Raw genomic sequence first — 24,624 nt, 5'->3', positions numbered from 1 at the left:
TAATCGAATGTTCCCGTCCTATCAGAGGAGCGCGCCACATGACCGTGATCAAGCAAGACGACCTGATACAGAGCGTTGCCGACGCCTTACAGTTCATTTCCTACTACCACCCCGTAGATTTCATTCAGGCCATGCACGAGGCCTACCTGCGTGAAGAGTCGCCGGCTGCACGCGATTCCATGGCTCAGATCCTGATCAACTCGCGCATGTCCGCGACCGGCCATCGACCAATTTGCCAAGACACCGGGATCGTCACTGTATTCGTCCGCGTCGGCATGGACGTGCGCTGGACCGGCGCCACCATGAGTCTCGACGACATGATCAACGAAGGCGTGCGTCGCGCTTACAACCTGCCGGAAAACGTCCTGCGTGCTTCGATCCTGGCCGACCCGGCTGGCGCTCGCAAGAACACCAAGGACAACACCCCGGCGGTCATCCACTACTCCATCGTCCCAGGTAACACCGTGGAAGTGGACGTGGCGGCCAAAGGCGGCGGCTCGGAAAACAAATCGAAAATGGCGATGCTCAACCCGTCCGATTCGATCGTCGACTGGGTGCTGAAAACCGTTCCGACAATGGGCGCTGGCTGGTGCCCGCCGGGCATGCTCGGCATCGGTATCGGCGGCACCGCCGAAAAGGCAGCGGTGATGGCCAAGGAAGTGTTGATGGAGTCCATCGACATTCACGAGTTGAAAGCCCGTGGCCCGTCCAACCGTATCGAAGAGATGCGTCTGGAGCTGTTCGAGAAGGTCAACCAGCTGGGCATCGGCGCTCAAGGCCTTGGCGGCCTGACCACCGTGCTCGACGTGAAGATCATGGACTACCCGACCCACGCCGCTTCGTTGCCGGTGTGCATGATCCCTAACTGCGCCGCGACCCGTCACGCGCATTTCGTGCTCGACGGCAGTGGCCCGGCCGCGCTGGAAGCGCCACCGCTGGACGCTTACCCGGAAATCGTCTGGGAGGCTGGTCCGTCCGCGCGCCGCGTCAACCTCGATACCCTGACCCCGGCAGACGTGCTGGACTGGAAACCGGGCGAAACCATCCTGCTCAACGGCAAGATGCTCACTGGTCGCGACGCTGCGCACAAACGCATGGTCGAGATGCTGAACAAGGGTGAAACCTTGCCAGTGGACCTCAAGGGTCGCTTCATCTACTACGTCGGCCCGGTCGATCCGGTGCGTGACGAAGTGGTTGGCCCTGCTGGCCCGACCACGGCCACGCGGATGGACAAATTCACCCGTCAGATCCTCGAACAAACCGGCCTGCTGGGCATGATCGGCAAATCCGAGCGTGGCCCCGCCGCGATCGAAGCGATCAAAGACCACAAAGCCGTGTACCTGATGGCCGTCGGTGGCGCCGCTTACCTGGTCGCTCAAGCGATCAAGAAATCCCACGTCGTGGCCTTCGCCGATATGGGCATGGAAGCGATCTACGAGTTCGACGTCAAAGACATGCCGGTCACTGTCGCGGTCGACAGCAAAGGTGAGTCGGTGCACATCACCGGTCCTGCGATCTGGCAGAAGAAGATCAGTGAGAGTTTGGCGGTAGAGGTTCAGTAACACCGCCGTTCGCAGCGGGACGCGTAGTTGCAAGCCTGCGCCCACAGGGTTTATGCGGTCCCTGTGGGAGCAGGCTTGCCTGCGAATAGCTTCACCCGATACACCCTCCCTACAGAATGATCTCGGTCCCGAGCAGTTTCAGGAAGCCGCTCAGCCAGCTCGGATGCGCAGGCCAGGCCGGTGCAGTGACCAGATTGCCTTCGGTGTGTGCGTCGGTGACAGCAATGTCGACGAACTCGCCACCGGCCAGACGCACTTCCGGCGCGCACGCGGGATAGGCGCTGCATTGCCGGCCTTCGAGGATACCGGCAGCGGCCAATAGTTGCGCACCATGGCAGACTGCCGCGATCGGCTTATCGGCCTTGTCGAACGCGCGCACCCACTCCAGCACAGTCTCGTTCAAACGCAGATATTCCGGCGCGCGCCCACCAGGCACCAACAGTGCGTCGTAATCCTGAACGTTGACCTTGTCAAAATCGAAATTGAGCCCGAAGTTATGCCCCGGCTTTTCGCTGTAGGTCTGATCCCCTTCAAAGTCGTGAATCGCCGTGCGCACGGATTGGCCGCTTTTCTTGCCCGGACAAACGGCGTGCACGGTGTGACCGATCATTTGCAGCGCCTGGAACGGCACCATCACTTCGTAGTCTTCGACGTAATCGCCGACCAGCATAAGAATCTTTTTAGCGGCCATTTGAAGTTCTCCTTGGATGCGGGGCTTGGGGCAATAAGAGTAGTCAAGTTACGGCCGATGAGTACAAGGCAGGTAATAGGCAGGTACTGCGGTGCTGTCTGTCAGGCGCAGCCGATCAATCCCGACGATTGAGGACGTTGAGCACCAATCGATCGATCCAGCCCCAGAGTCGCTGTCTCACCCGCGGCCATAGCGGACGCAACTGCCAGGTTTCCAGATTGATCGGCGAACTGAGGGCGAAATCGTTTTCGAAGCTGGTGGCCACCGCCAGCGTCAAGCCGGGATCGAGGGCTTCGAGGTTGGCTTCCAGATTGAAGCGCAAATTCCAGTGATCGAAGTTGCATGAGCCGATGCTGACCCAATCATCGACCAGCACCATTTTCAAATGCAGAAAACACGGCTGGTATTCGAAGATCTGCACCCCGGCCCGGAGCAGGCGCGGATAGTAGCGATGGCCGGCATACCGCACTGATGGGTGATCGGTACGCGGGCCGGTCAATAGCAGGCGCACGTCAACGCCTCGCGCCGCCGCTTTGCGCAGGGAGCGACGGACTTTCCAGGTGGGCAGAAAATACGGCGTCGCCAGCCAGATCCGGCGTTTTCCACTGTTCAAGGCGCGCACCAGGGATTGCAGGATGTCACGGTGCTGGCGGGCATCGGCATAGGCCACCCGCCCCTGCCCCTGACCGATCAACGGCACCTTGGGCAGGCGCGGCAGGCCGAAGTTGTGCGCGGGCCGCCAGGCGGTGGGCCGTTCATTGGCGTGAAACTGTCGGTCGAACAGCGCCTGCCAGTCGAGAACCATCGGCCCAGTGATTTCCACCATCACTTCATGCCATTCACTGGTGTTCTGCGCCGGCTGCCAGAATTCATCTGTCGCGCCAGTGCCACCGACCACAGCCAGTTGTTTATCCACCAACAGCAGCTTGCGATGGTCGCGATAGAAGTTGCGCACCCCACGACGCCAGTACACCCGATTGTAGAAACGCAGGATCACACCCGCCTCGGTCATCCTTTTGCGCAGGCTCATCGTGAAGGCCCGCGCGCCGAAGTCATCGAACAGGCAGCGCACGATAACGCCACGTCGCGCCGCACGAACCAACACCTGAACCACCGCCTCGGCGCAGGCCCCGGTCTCCACTAGATAAAGCTCCAGTTCGACCTGCTGCTGCGCCTGCTCGATGGCGGCGATCATGCGCGGAAAAAACGCCGGACCGTCGATCAGCAGCGTGAACTGGTTGTCAGCCCGCCACGGAAAAATCGCTCCCCTCATGTCGGCGTGCCGTGCAGGCGGATGGTTTGGTGCATGCAAGCTCCCTGTACGCAATAGGCGCCAACCTTAAACGCCTGACGCTGCAAACGCGATCCCTTCAGTGAAGACCAGACAACGCGGTTTGTCGGACACACCGCAATCCTGTGGGAGCGAATTTATTCGCGAAGACGTCGGCACATCCAACATCCCTAGAGCCTGACCCACCGCATTCGCGAATAAATTCGCTCCCACAGTGGATCTGTGTCTGTTACAAAATCAGAGCAGCGGCGACGGCCTGCGCGTTACCCACTGCGTCAGCTGCTCATGGGCATGGGCCAGTTGCAACACCGCCCAATCCGCTTGCGCCGGGCCGATGATCTGCATGCCCATTGGCAAGCCTGCCAGGTTGAAGCCTACGGGAATGCTCATGGCCGGCAACCCTGCCAGGGTGGCGCCGACGACGACTTCCATCCAGCGGTGATAGGTGTCCATCGAGCGACCGGCAATCGCGCTCGGCCAATGCTGGTCGGCGTCAAACGGAAACACCTGAGCGCTGGGCAGTAGCAGGAAATCATAGCGCTCGAACAATGTGCTCAACGCGCGATACCAGTCACTGCGATCCTGGGACGCTTGGAACACCTGCTCGCCCGTCAGGTGCAAACCACCTTCGACTTCCCACTGCGCTTCCGGCTTGAGCAAACCGCGCAGTTGCGGGTGCGCGTACGCTCTGCCGAGGCTGCCATGGATCAGCCAGTGACGATGCACCAGCCAGCTGCTCCAGAGTGTTTCGAGCGGGTAATCGGGTTGGCAGGCTTCCACCGTGCAGCCCAACTGAGTGAAGTCCTGCAGCGCCGACTCGCACAGCGCCATGACGCCGTCTTCCATCGGCAGGTAGCCGTTGTAATCGCCCATCCAGCCAAGGCGCGCGCCTTTGAAGTCGCGCTGCAACGAACCGACAAACAGCGAGGGACTGTTCTGCGACAGCGGTGCACGTGGATCGAAGCCGGCCTGAGTACTCAGCAGTTGCGCGACGTCAGCCACGGTGCGGCCCATCGGGCCTTCGGTCGACAGTTGCGAGATGAACAATTCAGGCGCCGGCCCGTGTGGCACGCGGCCTTGAGAAGGGCGCAGGCCGAAGATGTTATTGAAGCCTGCCGGGTTACGCAGCGAGCCCATCATATCGCTGCCGTCGGCCACCGGCAGCATCCGTGTCGCCAGCGCAACCGCCGCCCCGCCGCTGCTACCACCGGCGACTTTGCTCAGGTCATAGGCGTTGCGCGTGGTGCCGAACAGGGTGTTGTAGCTTTGCGAACCGAGGCCGAATTCCGGGACGTTGGTCTTGCCAATGATGATCGCGCCACTGGCCCGCACACGCCCAACCGAGATGGCGTCGTGCTCGGGAATCTGGTCGGCGAACAGCGGCGACCCCATGGTCGTGCGCAGCCCGGCAGTGGCTGCCAGATCTTTGATCGCCTGCGGCATGCCGTGCATCCAGCCGCGGGATTGGCCGAGCGCCAATTGGCGGTCGCACTCATCGGCCTCAGCGAGCAACTGCTCGGCAGGGCGCAAAGAAACGATGGCGTTGACCTGCGGATTGATGCGCTCGATCTGCGCCAGATACGCCGCCATCACTTCGCGACAGCTCACCTCACGGGCGTGGATCATGCGCGACAATTCCAACGCGTCGACGTCGACGATCGGGTTGCCGGTTACAGTTGGGGACATGGTTATTTCACCGTTCGAAAAATTGAATGTTGCCCGGCAAATGCTCTGCGCCTGTCCGACCGCCTTCGCGAATGAATTCGCTCCCACGAAGTTGCAATCCCTGTGGGAGCGAATTTATTCGCGAAGGGCGCGATGCGGTGCATCAGGGCAACAACTGACAGCCCTGCCGCTGCCCTTTCCACACCGCGCTACTGGTCCGCCCCAGACCGCTGGCGGTCACGCGCTTCTGCGCGGCGTCATCGGTCAGGCTACTGGGCACGTACTGTTTCACATAGCCCACGCAATACTCAGCCGGGTTGTTCATCACGTAGCGGCACGAACAATATTCCTTGGCGGTGTAAGCGCTGATGATGCTCGGAAACGCCTGCAATGCAAAACGATTCTGCCAAGCGAGGAGCGCAATCGCCAAGGCCACCAGCAATAACAGACTGCTGAAGGGCCGACGCCGGATAAACGCGCTGCGACTGTTCATTGCGTGCCCTCCCCGGCAAATGCCGCAAGCGCTCGCTTGAGCAACTGGTCATGGCTGTAGCTGCCGTCGCGATCATCGGCGTAACGCACGATCACCAGATTGGCGCTGGGTATCACGTACAGCGCTTGCCCCCAATGGCCGAGCGCGGCAAAGGCATCCTGGGGTGCATCGGGCCAAGGTCGCGTGGCTTTATCGAGTTCGCCATCAGGCAAACGACTCAACCACCACTGCGCGCCCGGCACTTCATTCACCGATCCGGTTCTATAGTGAGCGAACGGCGTCAGGTTGAGGTCGACCCAGGCCTTGGGCAGCAGTTGTTTGTCTTGCCAGCGACCGCCGCGCTGCATCAGCAGGCCGATGCGCGCCAGATCCCGCGCCGTCATATAGGCATAGGACGAACCGACGAACGTGCCGCTGCCATCGGTTTCCCACACCGCGCTACGAATGCCCAACGGCTCGAACAACGCGGTCCAGGGATAGTCAGGGTAAGCCTTGTCGCCGACCATGGTTTTCAAGGCCGCAGACAATACGTTGGTATCGCCGCTGGAATAACGATATGAGGTTCCCGGTGCGCTGGCGATGCCATGCCAGCTGGTGAATTTAGCTATATCGCCGCGACCTCGGGTGTAAAGCATGGCCACCACGGATGAGTTGAGCGGCGCGTATTCATAGTCTTCCTGCCAATCCAGACCAGAGGCCCAATGCAGCAAATCCTGAATGCGGATGTCGGGATGGGTTTTGAACGGTGGATAGAATTTGGCCACCGGATCGCCGAGCTGAAAGCGCCCCTCGCCAAAGGCCACACCGAGCACACTCGCCATCACGCTTTTACTGACCGACCAGGTCAGATGTGGCGTGTTGACCGTGGTCACCCCGGCATAGCGCTCGTAGACCAATTGCCCGTCGCGGATTACCAGCAACGCATCGGTGCGGATGCCTTTGCGGGTGGCGTCCTCCCGCGCAGGGAATGCGTAGTCCTCCAACGCTTGTAACGCAGGGCTCTGCGCCACTGGCGCGGTTGACCATTGTTCGCCGGGCCAGTTTTGTGCCAGGGCTGAATAGGTGAACAAGGCCAGGACAACAAACAGACAAAGCCGTGGACTCATGAAGTGATCTCGTGCGGAGGGCTCCACAACCCTAGCAGTGATTCGTGACAGGTCAGGGACGAACCATCACCTGTAGGAGCTGCCGAAGGCTGCGATAAGGTCCGAAGGACCTTCATTAAAGATCAAACACGACGACCGGTTCCCGGCCGTTCGCAGCCTTCGGCAGCTCCTACAGGTGATTACTGGGTGTCAGATGGCCCTGTCATACAAGCATCACCAAAGCTTAATGGTGGTGACATCGGGTCTACCTAGCCTTCGTTTGTGTAGCTAAGCGCTTGAACAACAAAGTCAACCGGCCGCAAATCCCTGGCTGGCTTACGGAGACGACCCATGACCCAGATCGCCCGCACTTGCGACACCGGCGCCGAACGCCGCCTTCAGGCCGAACGCCTTATTGGCGCACAGGCGCTGCACGAAGCCCAGGCTTTGCGTTTCAGCGTGTTCAGTGGCGAGTTCAACGCCAAGCTCAAAGGCGCTGAACTTGGCCTGGATATGGATGACTACGATGTGCACTGCTCGCACATTGGCGTACGTGACCTCGCTACTGGCCGTCTAGTCGCGACCACCCGCTTGCTCGACCATAAAGCGGCCAACACGCTGGGACGTTTTTACAGCGAAGAGGAATTCAGTCTGCATGGCCTCGGCCATTTGCAGGGCCCGATTCTGGAACTGGGCCGCACCTGCGTCGACCCGGCTTATCGCAACGGCGGCACTATCGCGGTGTTGTGGAGTGAGCTGGCGGAAATCCTCAATGAAGGCTGCTACAGCTATCTGATGGGTTGCGCCAGCATTCCGATGCAAGATGGCGGCATCCAGGCCCACGCGATCATGCAGCGCCTGCGCGAACGTTATCTGTGTAACGAGCACCTGCGCGCCGAACCGAAAAAACCGCTGCCGACCATGGACCTGCCCAGCAACGTCATCTGTGAGATGCCGCCGCTGCTCAAGGCCTACATGCGTCTGGGGGCGAAGATCTGCGGCGAACCGTGCTGGGATGAAGACTTCCAGGTGGCCGACGTGTTCATCCTGCTCAAGCGCGACGAGCTGTGCCCACGTTATGCCCGTCACTTCAAGGCAGCAGTCTGATGAGTCGGGTACGCGGTTATGCCCGCGTCGCTAGAGTGTTGTGGGTGGTTGCCCTGGGTCTGACGATTGCTGGCGCGTTTGGCGTCCTCGAGCGCCTGCGCATTGGCAATTCCATGGCACGTCGGCAACGCTGGTCCAGTAGGTTCATGGCTCACCTGAGCAGCGCACTGCCCTTTCGCGTGACCGTCAGCGGCGAGCTACCGCGAGAGCCCATGTTGTGGGTCAGCAACCATGTGTCGTGGACTGATATCCCGCTGCTGGGGATGCTCGCGCCGTTGTCGTTTCTGTCCAAGGCCGAAGTGCGCACCTGGCCGGTGGCAGGCTGGCTGGCATTGAAGGCCGGCACGCTGTTTATCCGTCGTGGTTCGGGCGACAGCCGTTTGATCCAGCGGCAAATGACCCAGCACCTGCAGGCGCGCGATGCGCTGATGATTTTCCCGGAAGGCACCACCACCGATGGCCGCAGCCTGCGCACGTTCCATGGTCGTCTGATGTCCAGTGCCATCGACGCGGGTGTGCCGTTACAGCCGGTGGCCATTCGTTACATGCGTGACGGCAAGCCTGACCCCATCGCACCGTTCATCGGCGATGACGATTTGCTCTCGCACCTGCGTCGCTTGTTCGCCAATGAACAGGGCGATGTGCATATCCAGTTGCTCAAACCGATTGCCAGCCTGCATCAGGAACGCGCCGCCCTGGCATTTCAGGCTCAACAAGCAGTGCAGAGCGCGTTGTTTGGCGAAGTCGCTCAACCGAGGGAATCGCGCTCAGCCAAGGCGGCCTGAGCAAAGTTCTGCAACAACGGGTAAAACGCGGCGAAGTCCGCGCTCAATGGCTGATACAGCGCCTGCAACTCCTGCATGGCGCCGGCCAACCCTTCCGGCCGTGACAGGCGCCGGGAAATCCCGTTCAACACCTGCTCCAGCACATCGAACTCCCGATAAGAACCCAGCCAATCCTGAGCCGCCATACGCGGCGCGATCAATGCCAGTCGATCCGGCAACGCAGGCTCGGCGGCCAGCACCCGGTAAACCCTCGAGGTGAACTCATCCAGCGGTTGTTCGGCATACACCGACCAGTCCCGCGCCAGGCAATGATCGAAAAACACATCCAGCATGATCCCGGCATAACGTCGTCGCTCAGCCGGGAAGCGTGCGATGGCCTGCTTGATCAGCGGGTGCGCATCGGTGAATGAATCAATGCTCCGATGCAGCTGGATCGCCGCTTCAAGCTCAGGGGTAAAGCGCCCAGGCAGCGGCCCTTTGACGAAATCGCCATACAGACTGCCGAGCAATTGTGCCGGACGCTGACCGCCCAAATGGAGGTGTGCGAGGTAATTCATGGGGCGAAGCTTACGCCTATTCTGCATCGCGGCCCATATCGATATAACCCGATATAGCGTTTTATGCGATGCTTAGCACCCATTAATATTTGTATATCGCGAAATATAGATATAAAGTTCGCCACATCGCGATATACCGCTATACGGATTTGAGAACGACATGCCTATCGACCTCGACGAAATAATAAAAGCCCTCGCCCACCCGGTTCGCCGCGAGATTCTCGTGTGGCTCAAAGATCCTCATGCGTGCTTCCCCGACCAGGATCACTCGCTGGAAAACGGCGTTTGCGCCGGGCAGATCGACCAACGCGCCGGCCTTTCCCAGTCCACCGTTTCTGCGCATTTGGCGACCCTGCAACGCGCCGGTCTGATCACCAGCAAAAAGGTCGGTCAGTGGCACTTCTTCAAACGCAACGAAGACGCGATCCAGGCGTTCCTGCAAGAAATGAACAAGCAGCTCTGACTTTTTAACCTTCAAGGAGACGCGTCGTGCCCCTTTCGCTACTCATCCTGGCCCTGAGCGCCTTCGCTATCGGTACCACCGAGTTCGTGATCATGGGGCTGCTGCCCAATGTGGCGACCGACCTCGGTGTGTCGATTCCCGGTGCCGGATGGCTGGTCACCGGTTATGCGTTGGGTGTTGCCATCGGCGCGCCTTTTATGGCCCTGGCCACAGCCAAACTGCCGCGCAAGGCTGCGCTGGTTGTCCTGATGGGAATCTTCATCATCGGTAACCTGCTTTGCGCCCTGGCCAGTGACTACAACGTGCTGATGTTCGCCCGTGTGATCACCGCGCTGTGTCACGGTGCGTTCTTCGGTATCGGTTCGGTGGTGGCTGCGGGTCTGGTGCCCGCCAATCGTCGCGCATCGGCTGTGGCGCTGATGTTCACCGGTTTGACCCTGGCCAACGTGTTGGGCGTGCCATTGGGGACTGCGCTGGGTCAGTACGCCGGCTGGCGTTCGACCTTCTGGGCCGTGACCGTGATTGGCGTGATTGCGCTGATCGGTCTGATCCGTTTCCTGCCGGCCAAACGCGACGAGGAAAAGCTCGACATGCGCGCCGAACTGGCGGCCCTCAAAGGCGCCGGAATCTGGCTGTCACTGAGCATGACCGCGCTGTTCTCCGCGTCGATGTTCACCCTGTTCACCTACATCGCACCGCTGCTGGGCGAAGTCACCGGCGTATCGCCAAGTGGCGTGACCTGGACCCTGCTGTTGATCGGCCTGGGCCTGACCGTCGGCAACATCATCGGCGGCAAGCTGGCTGACCGTCGTCTGGCGGCGACCCTGATCGGCGTGTTCGTTTCCATGGCCGTGGTTTCCACCCTGCTGAGCTGGACCAGCGTGGCGCTGATCCCGACTGAGATCACCCTGTTTCTCTGGGCCACCGCTGCCTTCGCCGCCGTACCTGCGTTGCAGATCAACGTGGTGACCTTCGGCAAGGCCGCACCCAACCTGGTGTCGACCCTGAACATCGGCGCCTTCAACGCCGGTAACGCGCTGGGCGCCTGGGTCGGCGGCAGCGTCATCGCCCACGGCTTCGGCTTGACCCGCGTGCCTCTGGCCGCTGCAGCACTGGCGGTACTCGCACTGCTGGCGACCCTGATTACTTTTCGCCAGAGCGGCAATGCCGAGCTGGCACCGGCTACCAACTGATCATTTAGAGGGTTTCACACCATGACCACTATCTTTGACCCGATCACCCTGGGTGATCTGCAACTGCCAAACCGCATCATCATGGCACCGCTGACCCGCTGCCGCGCCGATGAAGGTCGCGTGCCCAATGCGCTGATGGCTGAGTACTACGTACAGCGCGCCTCGGCAGGCCTGATCATCAGCGAAGCGACCTCGGTCACGCCGATGGGCGTCGGTTACCCGGACACCCCCGGCATCTGGTCCAACGACCAGGTCCGTGGCTGGAGCAACATCACCAAAGCGGTACACGCTGCAGGCGGGCGCATCGTTCTGCAACTGTGGCACGTTGGACGGGTTTCCCACCCGTCGTACCTCAACGGTGAAACGCCGGTCGCCCCAAGCGCGATTGCCCCTGCGGGTCACGTCAGCCTGGTTCGCCCACTCGCTGACTACCCAGTGCCACGCGCCTTGGAATACGCTGAAATCGCCGAGATCGTCGATGCTTATCGTCAAGGTGCGGAAAACGCCAAGGCCGCAGGTTTCGATGGTGTCGAAATCCACGGTGCCAACGGCTACCTGCTCGACCAGTTCCTGCAGAGCAGCACCAACCAACGCACCGACGAATATGGTGGTTCTCTGGAAAACCGTGCTCGCCTGATGCTGGAAGTGACCGATGCCGTGGTCGAAGTCTGGGGCGCGGGCCGTGTCGGGATGCACCTGGCGCCACGTGCCGACTCCCATGACATGGGCGACGAGAACCTGTCTGAAACCTTCAGCTACGTGGCCCGCGAACTGGGCAAACGCGGGATCGCTTTTATCTGCTCCCGTGAAAAAGAAGCCGGTGACAGCCTTGGCCCACAACTGAAAAAAGCCTTCGGCGGCCACTACATCGCCAACGAGCGCTTTACCAAAGACAGCGCCAACGCCTGGCTGTCCAGTGGCAAGGCCGATGCGGTCGCCTTCGGTGTGCCGTTCATCGCCAACCCGGATCTGCCGGAGCGCCTGCAACAAGATGCGCCGCTGAACACGCCGAACCCGGAAACCTTCTACGGCAAGGGGCCGGTCGGCTACATCGACTACCCGCGCCTGTAAGGCAGCCGTGCTGACATGAAAAAGCCCCGGCTCCTGAGCGTCGGGGCTTTTTCATTTGGGCATCAGGCAAGACCGTGTCGCGACCTTTCGCAGCGGGACGCGTAGCTGCAAGCCTGCTCCCATCAAACAACCTATAAGCCGTTGAAAAATAAAGAGTATATTTTATGGAATTTTCAGCCTGACGCTAATTCCTTGTAGGAGCTGACTTGTCTGCGATCCAGTGCGAAGCGCTGGCAAAAATAGTGAATTCACCACCGCTGGAAGGTCCTTCGGCCCTTATCGCAGACAAGTCAGCTCCTACGCCCTCCGGGCAGAATCGAGACCGTGTTTGCTGCGCGACAGCGCGGCGTCGAAGACGGGGCGGGCCCTCCCACAAGTCTGAGTCGATCACAAATCCTGCATCACTGCCGCGCATGGATCTGCTGCTGCAAGTTTTGAATCTGGCTTTGCAGGGTGTTGATGTTGCGAGTGACTTGCCCGCGGAACGCATCGAACTCAGCCGTACTGCCACCTTGAGACGCGGCCGGACGATTGTCCTGTTGGCTTTTGAGCACCAATAGTTCTTGTTCAAGACGGTCGATGGCTACGCTTGGGTTACCCTGTTTTTTCAGCGCGGCCACCTCGGCATTCAGGCTTTTCAACTGAGTATCAAGCTGAGCCTGAGCGGACTGCAAGGCCTTCGAATCGGACTGGGCGGCTTTCAACTCCACGAGTTCGCTGCTCAGGCTTTTCACCTGATCTTGCAACTGAGCGTTGGCGGTCTGCAACTGAGCGTTGGAGGTCTGCAACTGAGTCGTCTGCGCAGACATCTGTTCCAGACGCTTGCCCAGGCCGCTTTGTTGGCCGACGACACCTTCTTGCTGTTTGTCCTGATCATTCAGTTTGCTTTCCAGCTTCTGGATTTGCAGCTTCAACGCTTCGCTGCCGGTGCTGGCTACCGACTCGGTCGCCACCACTTTGCCGGAGATGTCTTGCAACCGTCCTGCCGCGTCTTCACTGATGCGCGCAAAGCTTTCCTGGGTCGCGACCAGTTGCTGCTCCATCAACGAAATTTGCTGGAAACTCCACCAGGCCAGCCCCGCGAAGGCAATCAACAATGCGCCGACCAACGCCCAGATCGGCCCGGTATTAACGCGCTTGACCTTCACCACTGGCGTACTGCGCGAGTACACCGTGGTGCGTTCGCGGGCGCCGGCAGTTGGCACAAAATCATGATCGTCGTCTTTAGCACTGAGATTCGGCACATCATCGAAGTCGTCGTGAGGATCGTTGCGCATGGTTAAACCTTTAGGAGACCACTGAAGACTGAGAAGGATTGCAGTATAACCACTCAAACCGCAGGCTAAAGCGGCACGGGTCAAATCGATTGTTGCGCTTTCCACCAGGCGCAAAACTCGTCGAGTGCCGTCCACAGGCTGACCCGTGGTTGATAGTCCAGATAGTGCCGGGCGCGGCTGATGTCCAGGGTGAAGTCCTTGCTCATCACCTGCATGCCCAGACGTGACAGAGTCGGCTCCGGCCGACCCGGCCACAGCATACAAACGCCTTCACTCAAGGCCGCAGCACTGTAAGCCAGACCATAGGAGCGATAACGGGTGACCTGCGGCAGCTCCATCCGGCGCATGACATAGTTCACCGCATCCCACAGCGGGACAGGCGTGCCGTTGCTGATGTTGTAGGCCTTGCCCAAGGCGGAACCTGCGGCCAACAAGCTGCTGAGCATGGCCTCGTTGAGGTTCTGGATGCTGGTGAAATCGACCTTGTTCAGGCCGTTGCCGACAATCGACAGACGCTTTTTGCGCTGCATGTTCAACAACCGCGGAAAGATGCTGTTATCGCCTGCCCCAGTGACCAGACGTGGACGCAAGGCGATGACTTCCAGACCGAATTCTTCGGCACCGAAGACCTTTTGTTCAGCCAGGTATTTGGTCGCGGCGTAGTGATTGTTGAAACGTTTGGGCACTTGTTCTTCTTTGATGTCCAGATGTGAGCGGCCATCGAAATAAATCGACGGCGAGGACAAATGCACCAGCCGTCGCACCTGTTGTTTCAGGCAGCCTTCGACGACGTTCTCCGTCACTTGCACATTGCCCTGCTGGAAATCCTGACGCCGGCCCCAAACGCCCACCGCCCCGGCACAATGCACCACCGCCTCGACGTCGTGGCACAGCCGCTGTACCAGTTCGGGGTCGGACAAATCACCCTGGATGAATTCCGCACCACGGCGCACCAGATGTTCGACGCCCTCGGCACGACGGCCGTTGACTCGTACGCTCAAGCCCTGCTCTAACGCGAAACGCGCAAAGCGTCCGCCGATGAAGCCGCTTGCGCCGGTGACCAGAATCTTCATTTACCGCTCCGTTAACTGTGTGTTCGTGACGTGTGTCGTTTATTGCGTGTGCTGTTTGTTACAGGGGGCCAGAAACAGGTGACGCTCACTGACTGTTCAGCGGCACCAGCCATTGACCCGCCCGGTGGGTCAGATGCTCGGTCAACTGCGTCAGCAACCGACCACCATTACGCCAATAATGCCAATACAAAGGGACATCGATTGGCCGATCAGGCAGCAGCTCTACCAGCAAGCCCCGCTGCAGCTGATCGCGCACTTGCACCTCAGGCACCAACCCCCAACCGAGCCCGGCCTCGGTCAAGCGCAGAAAACCTTCGGACGACGGGCACAAATGATGCTCGAAGCCGCCTTCCACACCCAACGACGCCAGATAACGATGTTGCAGAAAATCATCAGGGCCGAATACCAGTGCCGGAGAACGTGCCAGTTGCACGGCCGTCACGCCCTGGGGAAAGTGCCGGGCGATAAAACCGGGGCTGGCCAACGCACGATAGCGCATGGCGCCGAGCAACACGCTGCGAGCGCCCGCCACCGGTCTTTCAGTGCCGCACACACACGCCGCCACTTCACCCGCACGCATGCGCTTGAGCCCCACGTCCTGATCTTCGACCACCAGATCCATCAATAGATGCTGTTCGGCACAAAAATCACCGACTGCTGCTGCCCACCAGGTCGCCAGGCTGTCGGCATTGAGGGCGATACGCAGGCGCTCAGGCATGCCTTCCTCGTCCAGCGCGGGCACCTGGCTTTGTAAATCCCGCTCAAGCAGACGCACCTGCTGCACATGGTTGAGCAAGCGTCGACCAATCTCCGTCGGGCTCGGCGGTGTCGCGCGTACCAGCACCGGTTGCCCGACCCGCGCTTCGAGCAATTTGATCCGCTGCGACACCGCCGACTGGGACAAACCCAGCACTTGAGCAGCCCGTTCGAAGCCGGCCTGCTCGATCACGGCCGCCAGCGCTGAGAGTAATTTATAGTCGAACATCAGTTTCTCTAATGAGCGATCAGCATTATTGGTTTTTCTTATACATCCAAGCGCCACACACTCGCCACACAAAACCACCACAAAAACCGCATCAATCGAGGACGCGCACAAAGCGCTGCCCATGTTGCGGCAATTGGCGGCCCAAGCGTGATGAGCATTACAGAGGAGTGATGGACTATGTGGCAAAGCTATCTCAACGGCCTGTTAGTAGCGGCAGGGCTGATCATGGCGATTGGCACGCAGAACGCGTTCGTCCTCGCACAAAGTCTGCGCCGTGAACATCACTTGCCGGTGGCTGCGCTGTGCATCGTGTGTGATGCCCTGCTAGTGGCCGCTGGGGTTTTCGGCCTGGCAAATCTACTGGCGCAAAACCCGCTGTTGCTGGCGGTTGCCCGTTGGGGCGGCGCGGGGTTCCTGCTTTGGTACGGCAGCCTGGCGCTGCGCCGTGCCTGCTCTCGGCAAAGCCTGCAACACAGCAATGGGACAGGCCTGCGTTCACGGCGCGCGGTGCTGCTCAGTGCGCTGGCGGTGACGTTGCTCAACCCTCATGTGTATCTGGACACTGTGTTATTGATCGGCTCGCTCGGCGCGCAGCAAAGTGTGCCCGGTGCATACGTCGTCGGTGCAGCCAGTGCCTCGTTGTTGTGGTTCACGACACTGGCCGTGGGCGCGGCGTGGCTCGCTCCATGGCTGGCGCGGCCCGCGACCTGGCGCCTGCTCGATCTGTTGGTGGCGGTGATGATGTTCAGCGTGGCGGCGCAGTTGATTCATGCCAGTTGAGTCAGGGAGACCGCGTGAATCTATTCGCAGGCAAGCCTGATCTCTCAAACAAGCTATAACCAATTGATAAATAAAATATAAATCTTAAGTCAGGCACCGATCCAATGTAGGAGCTGACTTGTCTGCGAAGACCATACGCTGCGGTCTTTCAGGCATACCGAGTCACGGCTTTCGCAGACAAGTCAGCTCCTACGCCCTCCGGGCAGAATCGAGACCGAGTTTGCTGCGCGACAGCGCGGCGTCGAAGACGGGGCGGAATCTCCCACAATCCAAGACTGTTATCAGCATCCAATTGCTGATCAATAATTGTCATCGACTTTGCGACAAGGCTCTGGAACCTCTATCCCACACAGTTGTTGCGTGGTTATGGCGCAAACCCGGTGCTATGATCCAGCCCCTGCGTCGCAAAGAGTACAAACTCCCCGGCGCATGTTTATGTCTGGCCGCCCGTGATCGGCCTTGCGCTCACCGCAACTGACCTGATTAGGAGATTAACCATGGCTTTTGAATTGCCAGCGCTGCCCTACGCACACGATGCTCTGCAGCCACACATTTCCAAAGAAACTCTGGAATACCACCACGACAAGCACCACAACACCTACGTCGTGAACCTGAACAACCTGGTGCCAGGCACCGCGTTCGAAGGCAAAACCCTGGAAGAGATCGTCAAGACTTCTTCGGGCGGTATCTTCAACAACGCCGCTCAGGTCTGGAACCACACTTTCTACTGGAACTGCCTGGCGCCAAACGCTGGCGGTCAACCTACCGGTGCTCTGGCTGACGCAATCAACGCTGCGTTCGGCTCCTTTGACAAGTTCAAGGAAGAGTTCAGCAAAACCTCCATCGGCACCTTCGGTTCCGGTTGGGGTTGGCTGGTGAAAAAAGCTGACGGCTCCCTGGCTCTGGCCAGCACCATCGGCGCCGGCAACCCGCTGACCAGCGGCGACCTGCCACTGCTGACCTGCGACGTCTGGGAACACGCTTACTACATCGACTACCGCAACCTGCGTCCAAAATACGTGGAAGCATTCTGGAATCTGGTCAACTGGAAATTCGTGGCCGAGCAGTTCGAAGGCAAAGCCTTCACCGCCTAAGCTTCGATCCAGACAAAAAACCCGGCAATGCCGGGTTTTTTTTCGTCTGCACTTTACTCTTTCCCCTATTGTCTCCGAGCAATAGCAGACTAATATCAGACTGTTCACGATTGTGTAGAACAACTCTCAAGTTCCACGGGCATTCGACCGACATAGTAGAGATAGCCCGACCTCGATCTTTTGAACGACCTCAAAGCCAGGCACACGCAGTTGACATTCAGGTGTGATTGTCCCTTTGACGAGCAGGTTGTATTTGCCAATACTCGTAGACGGTTACACGCTCCCGACACGGATTAAGGAATAACCATTTGAAGCTGGAACTCAAAAACAGCTTGTCGGTGAAGTTACTACGCGTGGTGCTGCTTTCGGCGCTGATCGTAGGGGTGGTATTGAGTTGTGCGCAGATCGTCTTTGACGCCTACAAGACCCGGCAAGCCGTCGCCAATGATGCTGGGCGTATCCTCGATATGTTCCGCGACCCGTCGACCCAGGCGGTCTACAGCCTGGACCGTGAGATGGGCATGCAGGTCATCGAAGGTCTGTTTCAGGACAATGCGGTACGCATGGCGTCCATCGGCCATCCGAACGAAACCATGCTCGCGGAAAAATCCCGCGAGCTGCAACAAACCCCAACCCGCTGGCTGACCGACCTGATCCTCGGCCAGGAACGCACCTTCACCACCCAATTGGTCGGTCGCGGCCCGTACAGCGAGTATTACGGCGATCTGCGCATCACCCTCGATACCGCCACCTATGGCGAAGGCTTTATCGTCAGCTCGGTGATTATCTTTATCTCCGGCGTATTGCGCGCCCTGGCCATGGGCCTGGTGCTGTACCTGGTCTATCACTGGCTGCTGACCAAACCGCTGTCGAAAATCATCGAACACCTGACCAATATCAATCCGGACCGCCCCAGCGAGCATCAATTGCCGCTGCTCAAGGGCCACGAAAAGAACGAACTGGGTATTTGGGTCAATACCGCCAATCAGTTGCTGGCCTCGATCGAACGCAACACCCATCTGCGCCACGAAGCCGAGAACAGCCTGTTGCGCATGGCCCAGTACGACTTCCTTACCGGCCTGCCCAACCGCAAGCAGCTACAACATCAGCTGGACAAAATTCTGGTTGACGCCGGCCGCTTGCAACGTCGGGTTGCGGTGCTGTGTGTCGGCCTTGATGACTTCAAAGGCATCAACGAACAATTCAGCTACCAGACCGGCGACCAATTGCTGCTGGCACTGGCTGATCGCCTGCGCGGTCACAGCGGCAGACTGGGCGCCCTCGCTCGCCTGGGTGGCGATCAGTTTGCGTTGGTGCAAGCTGATATCGAACAGCCTTACGAAGCGGCCGAGCTGGCGCAGAACATTCTCGACGACCTGGAAGCGGCCTTCGCCCTCGACCACCAGGAAATTCGTCTGCGGGCCACCATTGGCATCACCTTGTTCCCGGAAGACGGGGACAGCACCGAGAAACTGCTGCAGAAAGCCGAACAGACCATGACCCTGGCCAAGTCCCGTTCGCGTAACCGTTATCAGTTCTATATCGCCAGCGTCGACAGCGAAATGCGTCGGCGTCGCGAGCTTGAAAAAGACCTGCGTGAAGCCTTGCCACGCAATCAGCTGTACCTGGTCTATCAGCCACAGATCAGCTATCGCGATCACCGCGTCGTCGGCGTCGAAGCCCTGTTGCGCTGGCAGCATCCAGAGCATGGTCTGGTGCCCCCGGACCTGTTCATTCCGCTGGCCGAGCAGAACGGCTCGATCATCGCGATTGGCGAGTGGGTACTCGATCAAGCCTGTCGACAGCTGCGCGAGTGGCATGACCAGGGTTTCAGCGACCTGCGCATGGCGGTCAACCTGTCCACCGTGCAGCTGCACCACGCCGAGTTGCCGCGCGTGGTGAACAACCTGCTGCAAATCTACCGCCTGCCGCCGCGCAGCCTGGAACTGGAAGTCACCGAGACCGGTCTGATGGAAGACATCAGCACCGCAGCCCAGCACTTGCTGAGCCTGCGTCGCTCCGGCGCATTGATCGCTATCGATGACTTCGGCACCGGCTATTCGTCTTTGAGTTACCTGAAGAGCTTGCCGCTGGACAAAATCAAGATCGACAAGAGCTTCGTGCAAGACCTGATCGATGACGACGATGACGCGACCATCGTGCGCGCCATTATCCAGCTGGGCAAAAGCCTCGGCATGCAGGTGATCGCCGAGGGCGTGGAAACCGTCGAACAGGAGGCTTACATCATCTCTGAAGGGTGTCACGAAGGTCAGGGCTATCACTACAGCAAGCCACTGCCTGCCCGCGAATTGCTGGCCTATCTGAAACAGGCCCAACGCACCAACGCGGCGATTCTGTAACCAGAATCCCGCGCTTTCCCTGCTGTCATTTCACGGGCTGCTACCGGCGGGGCTCTGGGATAACCATCTGCATCGGGTTTGATGCGGGGTTATCCACAGCGTAGATCAACAGTTTTGCTTGCCCGCAATCAGGTGGATGCCCTGAACCAGGTCGTTCAGCTGGGCCACAATTCGATCTCCAACATAGGCATCGCCTCCACCGATGACCTTGTTGCGCATGAAATCTCTTTTGATCTGGCTCCAGCGCTCACGCTGATTATCAGTAGCATTGCCGCGCAACTCGGCCAGTTTGAGCACGTTTTCTTCCGCGCCCGAGGTGAGTAGCTGTGCTTCGCCTTGGTAGTGGTCCGAGATAAGTTGGTCGAGCTCCTCCTCGTTCATGACCGCCGATATTTTTTCAGCCATCTTGTTCATATTCCGATAGCTTCCCTGAAGCTTGAACGGTGGCTCGACTCGATAGCTGTCAGCCTGAGCCGCACTGGCGATGTAGTGCGAATTTACCTTCAGCACGACATCCCGGACCGTCATCAAGCGTTGCAGAACCGCAGTGATCTCCGAAACTTCTGCATCGCTGTACCCATGACTGAGTTCGCTGCTGTTGAAATCACGACCCTGTGCTTTTTCTACCAGTCGGTACAAATCATTTAGATCCCGGGTCACCAAGGGCGACAGAACCGGGTTGGAGGTCAGGCTGTTTTCGATGTAACTGAGCGCGAAGTCTTCTTCCATTCCGCCTGAAACGTCGCCCAGATTGTAAATATCCGCCCGGTTGACCAGCATGTCGGGGACTTTAAAAGCCTCGCCAGACTCGGTGTAGGGGTTGCCAGCCATGACCACGCAAAATTTCTTGCCGCGCATATCATAGGTTTTCGATTGGTCTTTCCAGACGCCTTCGATTCGTCGCGTCCCGTCGCAGAGCGAGATGAACTTCTGCAGCAGCTCGGCTGACAAATGCTGGATATCATCAATGAGCAGGCAGACGTTATTGCCCATTTCGAACGCCAGATTCAACTTTTCCAGCTCCATCCTCGAAGGACCATTCGACGCTTGAGCGGGATCCAGCGATGTCACAGCGCGACCCAATGATGGGCCGTTGATTTTGACAAAGGCCATACCAAGCCGGCTGGCCACATACTCCATCAGTGTGGTTTTACCGTAACCCGGCGGGGAGATCAGCATGAGCAACCCCATCAGGTCGCTTCGCTTATTTTCACCGACGGTCCCCATTTGCTTGGCCAGGTTGTCGGCGACCAGGGGCAAATACACCCCATTGATCAATTTGTTGCGGACAAATGAAGTCAGAGGCCTGGGGCTGAGGTCGTCAAGGCGCAACGCGGTACGTTCCCGGTTGAGGGTCACCTGCCTGAAGGCTTGATAACGCTTCATGCCGGGCAGGAATTGCTCTCTATGCTGACGAAGTCGGGAAAAAATGCCATCGACCGACAGCATGAGGACGCCCTCTTTAATTGAAGCGTGCTGTCCCAGAAGTCCGGTTACCTGAAACTGAAGCTCATCCGTGTTGCGCTTGAGCGTTTCGATGTTCGCTTCCCGGAGAAGCAGCAGTGCAACAGCCTCGGGGGCATAGCTGATAACTGGACTGAATGCAGGATCACTGCACAGACCGAGGATCCAGGTGTGGACAATTGTCCATTGCTCCCCAGGCTCGGATGCCAAACTCTTCAGTGCGTGGCGAAGGTCAAGCCAGTAACCCTCCTTGCTCAAGCGCTCGGTCAATTCGCAAACAATGCTTTGCGCGTATTTGCTGACTTCAAAACAAGGATCAGGCTGCGATAGGACCGCGATGAAATATTCCGCCGCCTCAGTCACCCGCGCGGAAGAAATCGTCAGGCGGGTAACGTTGGCGTAGCTCTCCAGCACACGCGCAACCTCGTCCTGCATGGACAGCAGACCTTCTCCTCGGTTGAACAGTTTGGAAATTGCGCTATTTGAACGCGCCTTTTCAGGCCACACCTGCATCTGAGCCTCAAACTCCCCAGGCATATGCCAGGCAAGCAATGCCAGGGCGCGAGCTGACGGTGCAAAGCGCAAATTGCCAGCCACTTTGATGCGGGGGAGCAACTGAGTCACGATCAGAGCCGCATCGTGATCATGAATACCTTTCTCATAACCCTCCTTGTACAGAGGGGCAGCAAAGTCCCGAATAAACCGCTCCAGACGACCCTGCGCACCGAGCAAAGATTCAAGTGTCCGGACAGTAATGCCATCGACACCGCAAGCCGCTGCATCCAGTAACTGGCCAACAAGGTATTCCGCACGGTAAAGGTCTGCTGTTTCGGACTCAAAACCTGACTGGAAGTAGGGCTTGAATGCGGTTATCTCATCGTCCATCAGCGGTTCGAGAAAATCAGTACCCGTGACATGCACGCATAACTGATCGGTCCGAGGGATCAGCGTCAAATCCAACGCTTGAACGTTGACGCTGAAGCGGTGGCGCGGACCGAGCTTGATGATGTTACCGCCCTCCTCGAACAGGTCCGCTTTGTCGCGCCAACTCCTTATCGCCTCATCCCGAGCGCTTTTGAGTCGAGCGTCGATATCGTCCGCTTTGACGGTGTCGTCAAGATCGCGCAAGCGGGCGCCAAGCTCACGTAATTTGATGACTTGGGGATCGCCGGCAAAGAACGCATTCAGCTGCTCCGTTGTCTTGAGCCTCGTGACCCGTTGCCCCAACCCCCTCAGGATTCTGGTGGCGGTCTCAGCCAGCGCCTGCGCCTGGACCTGTCGAGCGTCAATCAACGTTTGCTTATGCGTTTCGAACGACTCGATCATCTCCTCACGCTTGGTAAGGATGTCACTCAGGAACGAATCATGTCCTGCGAACTGACTCTCAAGCTCCTCCAACTGCACCAACAGTCTGGACAATTGTTCATCACAACTCTGGGCATCGGTGACCAAGCCCAACGAGTGGGCAATGCTCTGGCTGAAAAGCTTGAATTGGGCCGCGAATTGAGCGACGGACTCTATGGCATTCAGATCTTTGCGACGCTGTTCCGCTCGAGCCTTTGCCTGATTCAGGCGTGCATACACCTCTGCGATCAACTCCACGATCAGCGTTCGTTGAGTAGCATCGTCAATTTTCAAGGAGGCCATCAGACTGGACAGCACGTCCAAATGAGCGGCCATTTCTGAAAGCGCTGCCCAGGGTCCCTCAAGCATGAAGACTGTCTCCGCCATCAGGATCTTCGCGTCCAGTGCCTCCAGTTTTTTACGAAAAGGGATCATCGCGTCACTGGCGCTCAGGAACGTCGCGGTTTCAGCCGCGACTTGATCGTAGGCGCTGACAAGTTCGCGTTCCATCGTGTCGATACAGGCGACATCTATGTAGCGATACTCCCTGATCGTCAACAAATGACCGCGCTGTGCGGTGAGGCTATTGAGGCTTTCGACGAATTGCCAAATATCCGTCCAGGCGGTTGTGACAAGCTCACTCAGCAGCTTTGTTTGCTGCCCTTGCGCATCGTGCAGGACCGCTCCGGAGCGCCCACGAATCTGCTCGACCTTTTCGAACTCGTCAATGACGGCTTCGCTGGTATTGGAAATATCGCGCAGAAGGGGGGCGACCGCCCATTCATTGTCATCGGCAAGCCAGTGAAAGGTATCGAACAACTTTGAAGTATTGATACAGAGCTGACTGTAGCGCTGGGCGGAGACGGTCGGCGCCTCGATCTCCCGGGCGAGGTCGTATAGTTCTGAAATCCCCCGCACGAGTTCTGCATTACCGATTCGGCCCATGAACGTGTTGCTGGAAGGCTGGCGGGATGCAAAGTCATCAGTAAAAAATGGTGTTTGCCATATCTGCATCGGATGATTGCGGGTAGCCTCGTTTTCTGCGGAAAAAATGACCATCCGGCCATCCTCCATCCGGGCATAGCCATGACCGAAAATCGGCGTTTGAAGTTGTCGATTTATGGTGTTGTAAGTGAAGAGTGCAGAACGACCTTCGTCCGGGTGATAGAAGATATACAGCACGTCCTCGCCATTGGGAGAGCGGACTGAACGCTTGAATTGCATGCCCTTCATCGACTGATCGAAGGTTTTGTAGTCCCCGTTCTGAAGATAGATGCCACCGGGGAAGATAATGCCATGGTCTTCAGGAAGCTGCTGACAAGCAAACCCTATGGCGTCGATTCGTGTGATTGTCTGAGTCAGACTGTTGTAAACCAGATAGCGGCAATGGTCTTCCTTATAAGGACGGACTCTCAGCAGAACCAAAGACCCGAGCCGGGCGAACGCCATCTCCGCATCATCGAGAGATTGGGTCTTGTCGACCACCGACTCACGGTAAACCCCCAGCCCCGACTCGGTGTTGTTCTCGACCTTGATAAGCAGGTCGCCGCCTGCTGTCTGCACATAAACCATATCGAGAATATTTATGTGGGGGTGGCGACCACTGACCGTCATTTCCCGGGTAGTCGGAGTCCATTCAAAATCGTATAACGGTGCCGGGGCGATATCCCTTTCACCCCGATTATCGATGTAACGTATCTCCGTCCCATTGGCGGAAACAGACCAGCGAAAAACCCGAATATCGCTGACTCGCTCACCCACCTGGAAGCTGGCGAGCAGCTTACCGTTGCGCACGATGAGCTGCAGCAGCCGAGCATCGCGGTAGTAGGTGTAGAGCTCGTTGAAGTCCCGCTTAAAACCAGGGTCGTTCAGAAAACTGTCTTGGAACGCAACGGCCTGCGTGTCATACCCTTCACCGGTCTCGATCAGGCGATAAAGTGAAAAAACATCTTCGACCCTGGTTTCTTTCTTCAAGCCGAGAAAAACGTTATATCCGAACAAGAGACAATCACCCGCCTGTACGATATCGCGAGCCACGCAGTTGTTTTCCGTGCGGATTCGTACTCGGCCGAGCACACCCATTTGACTGGCACCAAATTCATCCAGCCGGCGAGTATTGAATCCTTCGACCATCTGTCGCAGGCGGCGGCCCTGTTCAGTCAGGCGTTTACGCAAAACTTCATAGGCACCCCCTTGGGCAACGGCTTTGTCCAACTCATCCTGATGGCGAGTTTCGACTTGATCTTGCGACATTGAATAGTCCCTGGGTGGGCCAGGCGGCCAC

At 58.4% G+C, this 24,624-nt stretch carries 19 protein-coding genes; 9 read left to right on the top strand and 10 right to left on the bottom strand.

Translation table 11 applies throughout. The features are described from left to right. The first annotated feature begins 38 nt into the window (after nucleotides 1-38). Nucleotides 39-1,562 carry a fumarate hydratase gene (locus AC1MEE_RS30210; protein WP_480413071.1) on the top strand — a complete coding sequence of 508 codons (1,524 nt, stop codon included), beginning with the start codon at nucleotides 39-41 and terminating at the stop codon, nucleotides 1,560-1,562. Nucleotides 1,563-1,671: 109 nt separating this feature from the next. Here AC1MEE_RS30210 and AC1MEE_RS30205 read toward each other — a convergent pair whose 3' ends face one another. The 5 genes from AC1MEE_RS30205 to AC1MEE_RS30185 form a co-directional block, all read right to left on the bottom strand. After that, complete coding sequence (locus AC1MEE_RS30205) at nucleotides 1,672-2,253, bottom strand: DJ-1/PfpI family protein (RefSeq protein ID WP_480413070.1); 582 nt, start codon at nucleotides 2,251-2,253, stop codon at nucleotides 1,672-1,674. Nucleotides 2,254-2,368: 115 nt separating this feature from the next. Then, nucleotides 2,369-3,526: a phospholipase D-like domain-containing protein gene (locus tag AC1MEE_RS30200; protein WP_480413069.1), complete on the bottom strand. Its 1,158-nt coding sequence runs from the start codon at nucleotides 3,524-3,526 to the stop codon at nucleotides 2,369-2,371. Between the two features lie 255 nt (nucleotides 3,527-3,781). Next, entirely contained in the window at nucleotides 3,782-5,230 is a 1,449-nt protein-coding gene (locus AC1MEE_RS30195) for an amidase (protein ID WP_480413068.1), read from the bottom strand. Nucleotides 5,231-5,372: 142 nt separating this feature from the next. Further along, a complete protein-coding gene (locus tag AC1MEE_RS30190; RefSeq protein WP_480413067.1) occupies nucleotides 5,373-5,702 on the bottom strand; it encodes an amidase in 330 nt (109 codons plus the stop codon). After that, a complete protein-coding gene (locus tag AC1MEE_RS30185) occupies nucleotides 5,699-6,808 on the bottom strand; it encodes a serine hydrolase domain-containing protein (RefSeq protein ID WP_480413066.1) in 1,110 nt (369 codons plus the stop codon). Before AC1MEE_RS30185 ends, AC1MEE_RS30190 begins: the two co-directional genes overlap by 4 nt. A gap of 330 nt (nucleotides 6,809-7,138) precedes the next feature. On the opposite strand from AC1MEE_RS30185, the gene olsB reads away from it, so the two are divergent. Together olsB and AC1MEE_RS30175 are read left to right on the top strand one after the other, a co-directional pair. Continuing rightward, nucleotides 7,139-7,894, top strand: a complete 756-nt coding sequence (gene olsB / locus AC1MEE_RS30180) for an L-ornithine N(alpha)-acyltransferase (RefSeq protein ID WP_480413065.1) — start codon at nucleotides 7,139-7,141, stop codon at nucleotides 7,892-7,894. After that, nucleotides 7,894-8,679, top strand: coding sequence for a lysophospholipid acyltransferase family protein (locus AC1MEE_RS30175; protein ID WP_480413064.1), 786 nt, complete (start codon nucleotides 7,894-7,896; stop codon nucleotides 8,677-8,679). Before olsB ends, AC1MEE_RS30175 begins: the two co-directional genes overlap by 1 nt. Here AC1MEE_RS30175 and AC1MEE_RS30170 read toward each other — a convergent pair. Further along, nucleotides 8,643-9,236, bottom strand: a complete 594-nt coding sequence (locus tag AC1MEE_RS30170) for an acyl carrier protein phosphodiesterase (protein ID WP_480413063.1) — start codon at nucleotides 9,234-9,236, stop codon at nucleotides 8,643-8,645. The two genes, AC1MEE_RS30175 and AC1MEE_RS30170, sit on opposite strands and share 37 nt — an antisense overlap. Before the next feature lie 160 nt (nucleotides 9,237-9,396). On the opposite strand from AC1MEE_RS30170, the gene AC1MEE_RS30165 reads away from it, so the two are divergent. The 3 genes from AC1MEE_RS30165 to AC1MEE_RS30155 are packed head-to-tail and all read left to right on the top strand — an operon-like array spanning nucleotide 9,397 to nucleotide 11,963. Beyond that, entirely contained in the window at nucleotides 9,397-9,699 is a 303-nt protein-coding gene (locus tag AC1MEE_RS30165; RefSeq protein WP_480413062.1) for an ArsR/SmtB family transcription factor, read from the top strand. 26 nt (nucleotides 9,700-9,725) lie between these two features. After that, nucleotides 9,726-10,892, top strand: a complete 1,167-nt coding sequence (locus AC1MEE_RS30160; RefSeq protein WP_480413061.1) for an MFS transporter — start codon at nucleotides 9,726-9,728, stop codon at nucleotides 10,890-10,892. Between the two features lie 21 nt (nucleotides 10,893-10,913). After that, on the top strand, nucleotides 10,914-11,963 hold the full coding sequence (locus tag AC1MEE_RS30155) for an alkene reductase (RefSeq protein WP_480413060.1): 1,050 nt from the start codon (nucleotides 10,914-10,916) through the stop codon (nucleotides 11,961-11,963). A gap of 401 nt (nucleotides 11,964-12,364) precedes the next feature. Here the strand turns inward: AC1MEE_RS30155 and AC1MEE_RS30150 are convergent, their stop codons facing one another. From AC1MEE_RS30150 to AC1MEE_RS30140, 3 genes are all read right to left on the bottom strand, one after another. Next, nucleotides 12,365-13,240 (bottom strand): ATPase, encoded by an 876-nt coding sequence (locus tag AC1MEE_RS30150; RefSeq protein ID WP_480413059.1) that lies wholly within the window; start codon nucleotides 13,238-13,240, stop codon nucleotides 12,365-12,367. A gap of 80 nt (nucleotides 13,241-13,320) precedes the next feature. Continuing rightward, entirely contained in the window at nucleotides 13,321-14,313 is a 993-nt protein-coding gene (locus AC1MEE_RS30145; protein ID WP_480413058.1) for an NAD-dependent epimerase/dehydratase family protein, read from the bottom strand. A gap of 85 nt (nucleotides 14,314-14,398) precedes the next feature. Next, complete coding sequence (locus AC1MEE_RS30140; protein ID WP_480413057.1) at nucleotides 14,399-15,298, bottom strand: LysR family transcriptional regulator ArgP; 900 nt, start codon at nucleotides 15,296-15,298, stop codon at nucleotides 14,399-14,401. Nucleotides 15,299-15,475: 177 nt separating this feature from the next. Between AC1MEE_RS30140 and AC1MEE_RS30135 the strand changes: the two genes are divergently transcribed. The 3 genes from AC1MEE_RS30135 to AC1MEE_RS30125 all read left to right on the top strand — a co-directional run bounded on the left by AC1MEE_RS30135 (nucleotide 15,476) and on the right by AC1MEE_RS30125 (nucleotide 19,532). Beyond that, entirely contained in the window at nucleotides 15,476-16,078 is a 603-nt protein-coding gene (locus AC1MEE_RS30135) for a LysE/ArgO family amino acid transporter (RefSeq protein WP_480413056.1), read from the top strand. Nucleotides 16,079-16,575: 497 nt separating this feature from the next. Then, nucleotides 16,576-17,172: a superoxide dismutase gene (locus tag AC1MEE_RS30130; RefSeq protein ID WP_480413055.1), complete on the top strand. Its 597-nt coding sequence runs from the start codon at nucleotides 16,576-16,578 to the stop codon at nucleotides 17,170-17,172. Between the two features lie 308 nt (nucleotides 17,173-17,480). Next, the gene (locus tag AC1MEE_RS30125) at nucleotides 17,481-19,532 is read left to right on the top strand and encodes a putative bifunctional diguanylate cyclase/phosphodiesterase (protein ID WP_480413054.1); all 2,052 of its coding nucleotides are present in this window, start codon (nucleotides 17,481-17,483) and stop codon (nucleotides 19,530-19,532) included. 105 nt (nucleotides 19,533-19,637) lie between these two features. On the opposite strand, the gene AC1MEE_RS30120 is transcribed toward AC1MEE_RS30125, so the two are convergent. Next, nucleotides 19,638-24,593 carry a DNA repair ATPase gene (locus AC1MEE_RS30120; RefSeq protein WP_480413053.1) on the bottom strand — a complete coding sequence of 1,652 codons (4,956 nt, stop codon included), beginning with the start codon at nucleotides 24,591-24,593 and terminating at the stop codon, nucleotides 19,638-19,640. Nucleotides 24,594-24,624 lie beyond the last annotated feature (31 nt).

This window comes from Pseudomonas sp. ASL3 (assembly GCF_056680425.1).
Note: the sequence above shows the minus strand (reverse complement) of the source record. Positions and strands in the feature narration are given on the sequence as shown.

Bases quoted from the DNA above. Each gene is read 5' to 3' on its own strand.
- AC1MEE_RS30200 (WP_480413069.1), bottom strand. From the start codon at position 3,526: ATGAGGGGAGCGATTTTTCCGTGGCGGGCTGACAACCAGTTCACGCTG.
- AC1MEE_RS30120 (WP_480413053.1), bottom strand. From the start codon at position 24,593: ATGTCGCAAGATCAAGTCGAAACTCGCCATCAGGATGAGTTGGACAAA.
- AC1MEE_RS30130 (WP_480413055.1), top strand. From the start codon at position 16,576: ATGGCTTTTGAATTGCCAGCGCTGCCCTACGCACACGATGCTCTGCAG.
- AC1MEE_RS30185 (WP_480413066.1), bottom strand. From the start codon at position 6,808: ATGAGTCCACGGCTTTGTCTGTTTGTTGTCCTGGCCTTGTTCACCTAT.
- olsB (WP_480413065.1), top strand. From the start codon at position 7,139: ATGACCCAGATCGCCCGCACTTGCGACACCGGCGCCGAACGCCGCCTT.
- AC1MEE_RS30135 (WP_480413056.1), top strand. From the start codon at position 15,476: ATGTGGCAAAGCTATCTCAACGGCCTGTTAGTAGCGGCAGGGCTGATC.
- AC1MEE_RS30170 (WP_480413063.1), bottom strand. From the start codon at position 9,236: ATGAATTACCTCGCACACCTCCATTTGGGCGGTCAGCGTCCGGCACAA.
- AC1MEE_RS30140 (WP_480413057.1), bottom strand. From the start codon at position 15,298: ATGTTCGACTATAAATTACTCTCAGCGCTGGCGGCCGTGATCGAGCAG.
- AC1MEE_RS30155 (WP_480413060.1), top strand. From the start codon at position 10,914: ATGACCACTATCTTTGACCCGATCACCCTGGGTGATCTGCAACTGCCA.
- AC1MEE_RS30165 (WP_480413062.1), top strand. From the start codon at position 9,397: ATGCCTATCGACCTCGACGAAATAATAAAAGCCCTCGCCCACCCGGTT.
- AC1MEE_RS30195 (WP_480413068.1), bottom strand. From the start codon at position 5,230: ATGTCCCCAACTGTAACCGGCAACCCGATCGTCGACGTCGACGCGTTG.
- AC1MEE_RS30175 (WP_480413064.1), top strand. From the start codon at position 7,894: ATGAGTCGGGTACGCGGTTATGCCCGCGTCGCTAGAGTGTTGTGGGTG.
- AC1MEE_RS30145 (WP_480413058.1), bottom strand. From the start codon at position 14,313: ATGAAGATTCTGGTCACCGGCGCAAGCGGCTTCATCGGCGGACGCTTT.
- AC1MEE_RS30205 (WP_480413070.1), bottom strand. From the start codon at position 2,253: ATGGCCGCTAAAAAGATTCTTATGCTGGTCGGCGATTACGTCGAAGAC.
- AC1MEE_RS30210 (WP_480413071.1), top strand. From the start codon at position 39: ATGACCGTGATCAAGCAAGACGACCTGATACAGAGCGTTGCCGACGCC.
- AC1MEE_RS30190 (WP_480413067.1), bottom strand. From the start codon at position 5,702: ATGAACAGTCGCAGCGCGTTTATCCGGCGTCGGCCCTTCAGCAGTCTG.
- AC1MEE_RS30150 (WP_480413059.1), bottom strand. From the start codon at position 13,240: ATGCGCAACGATCCTCACGACGACTTCGATGATGTGCCGAATCTCAGT.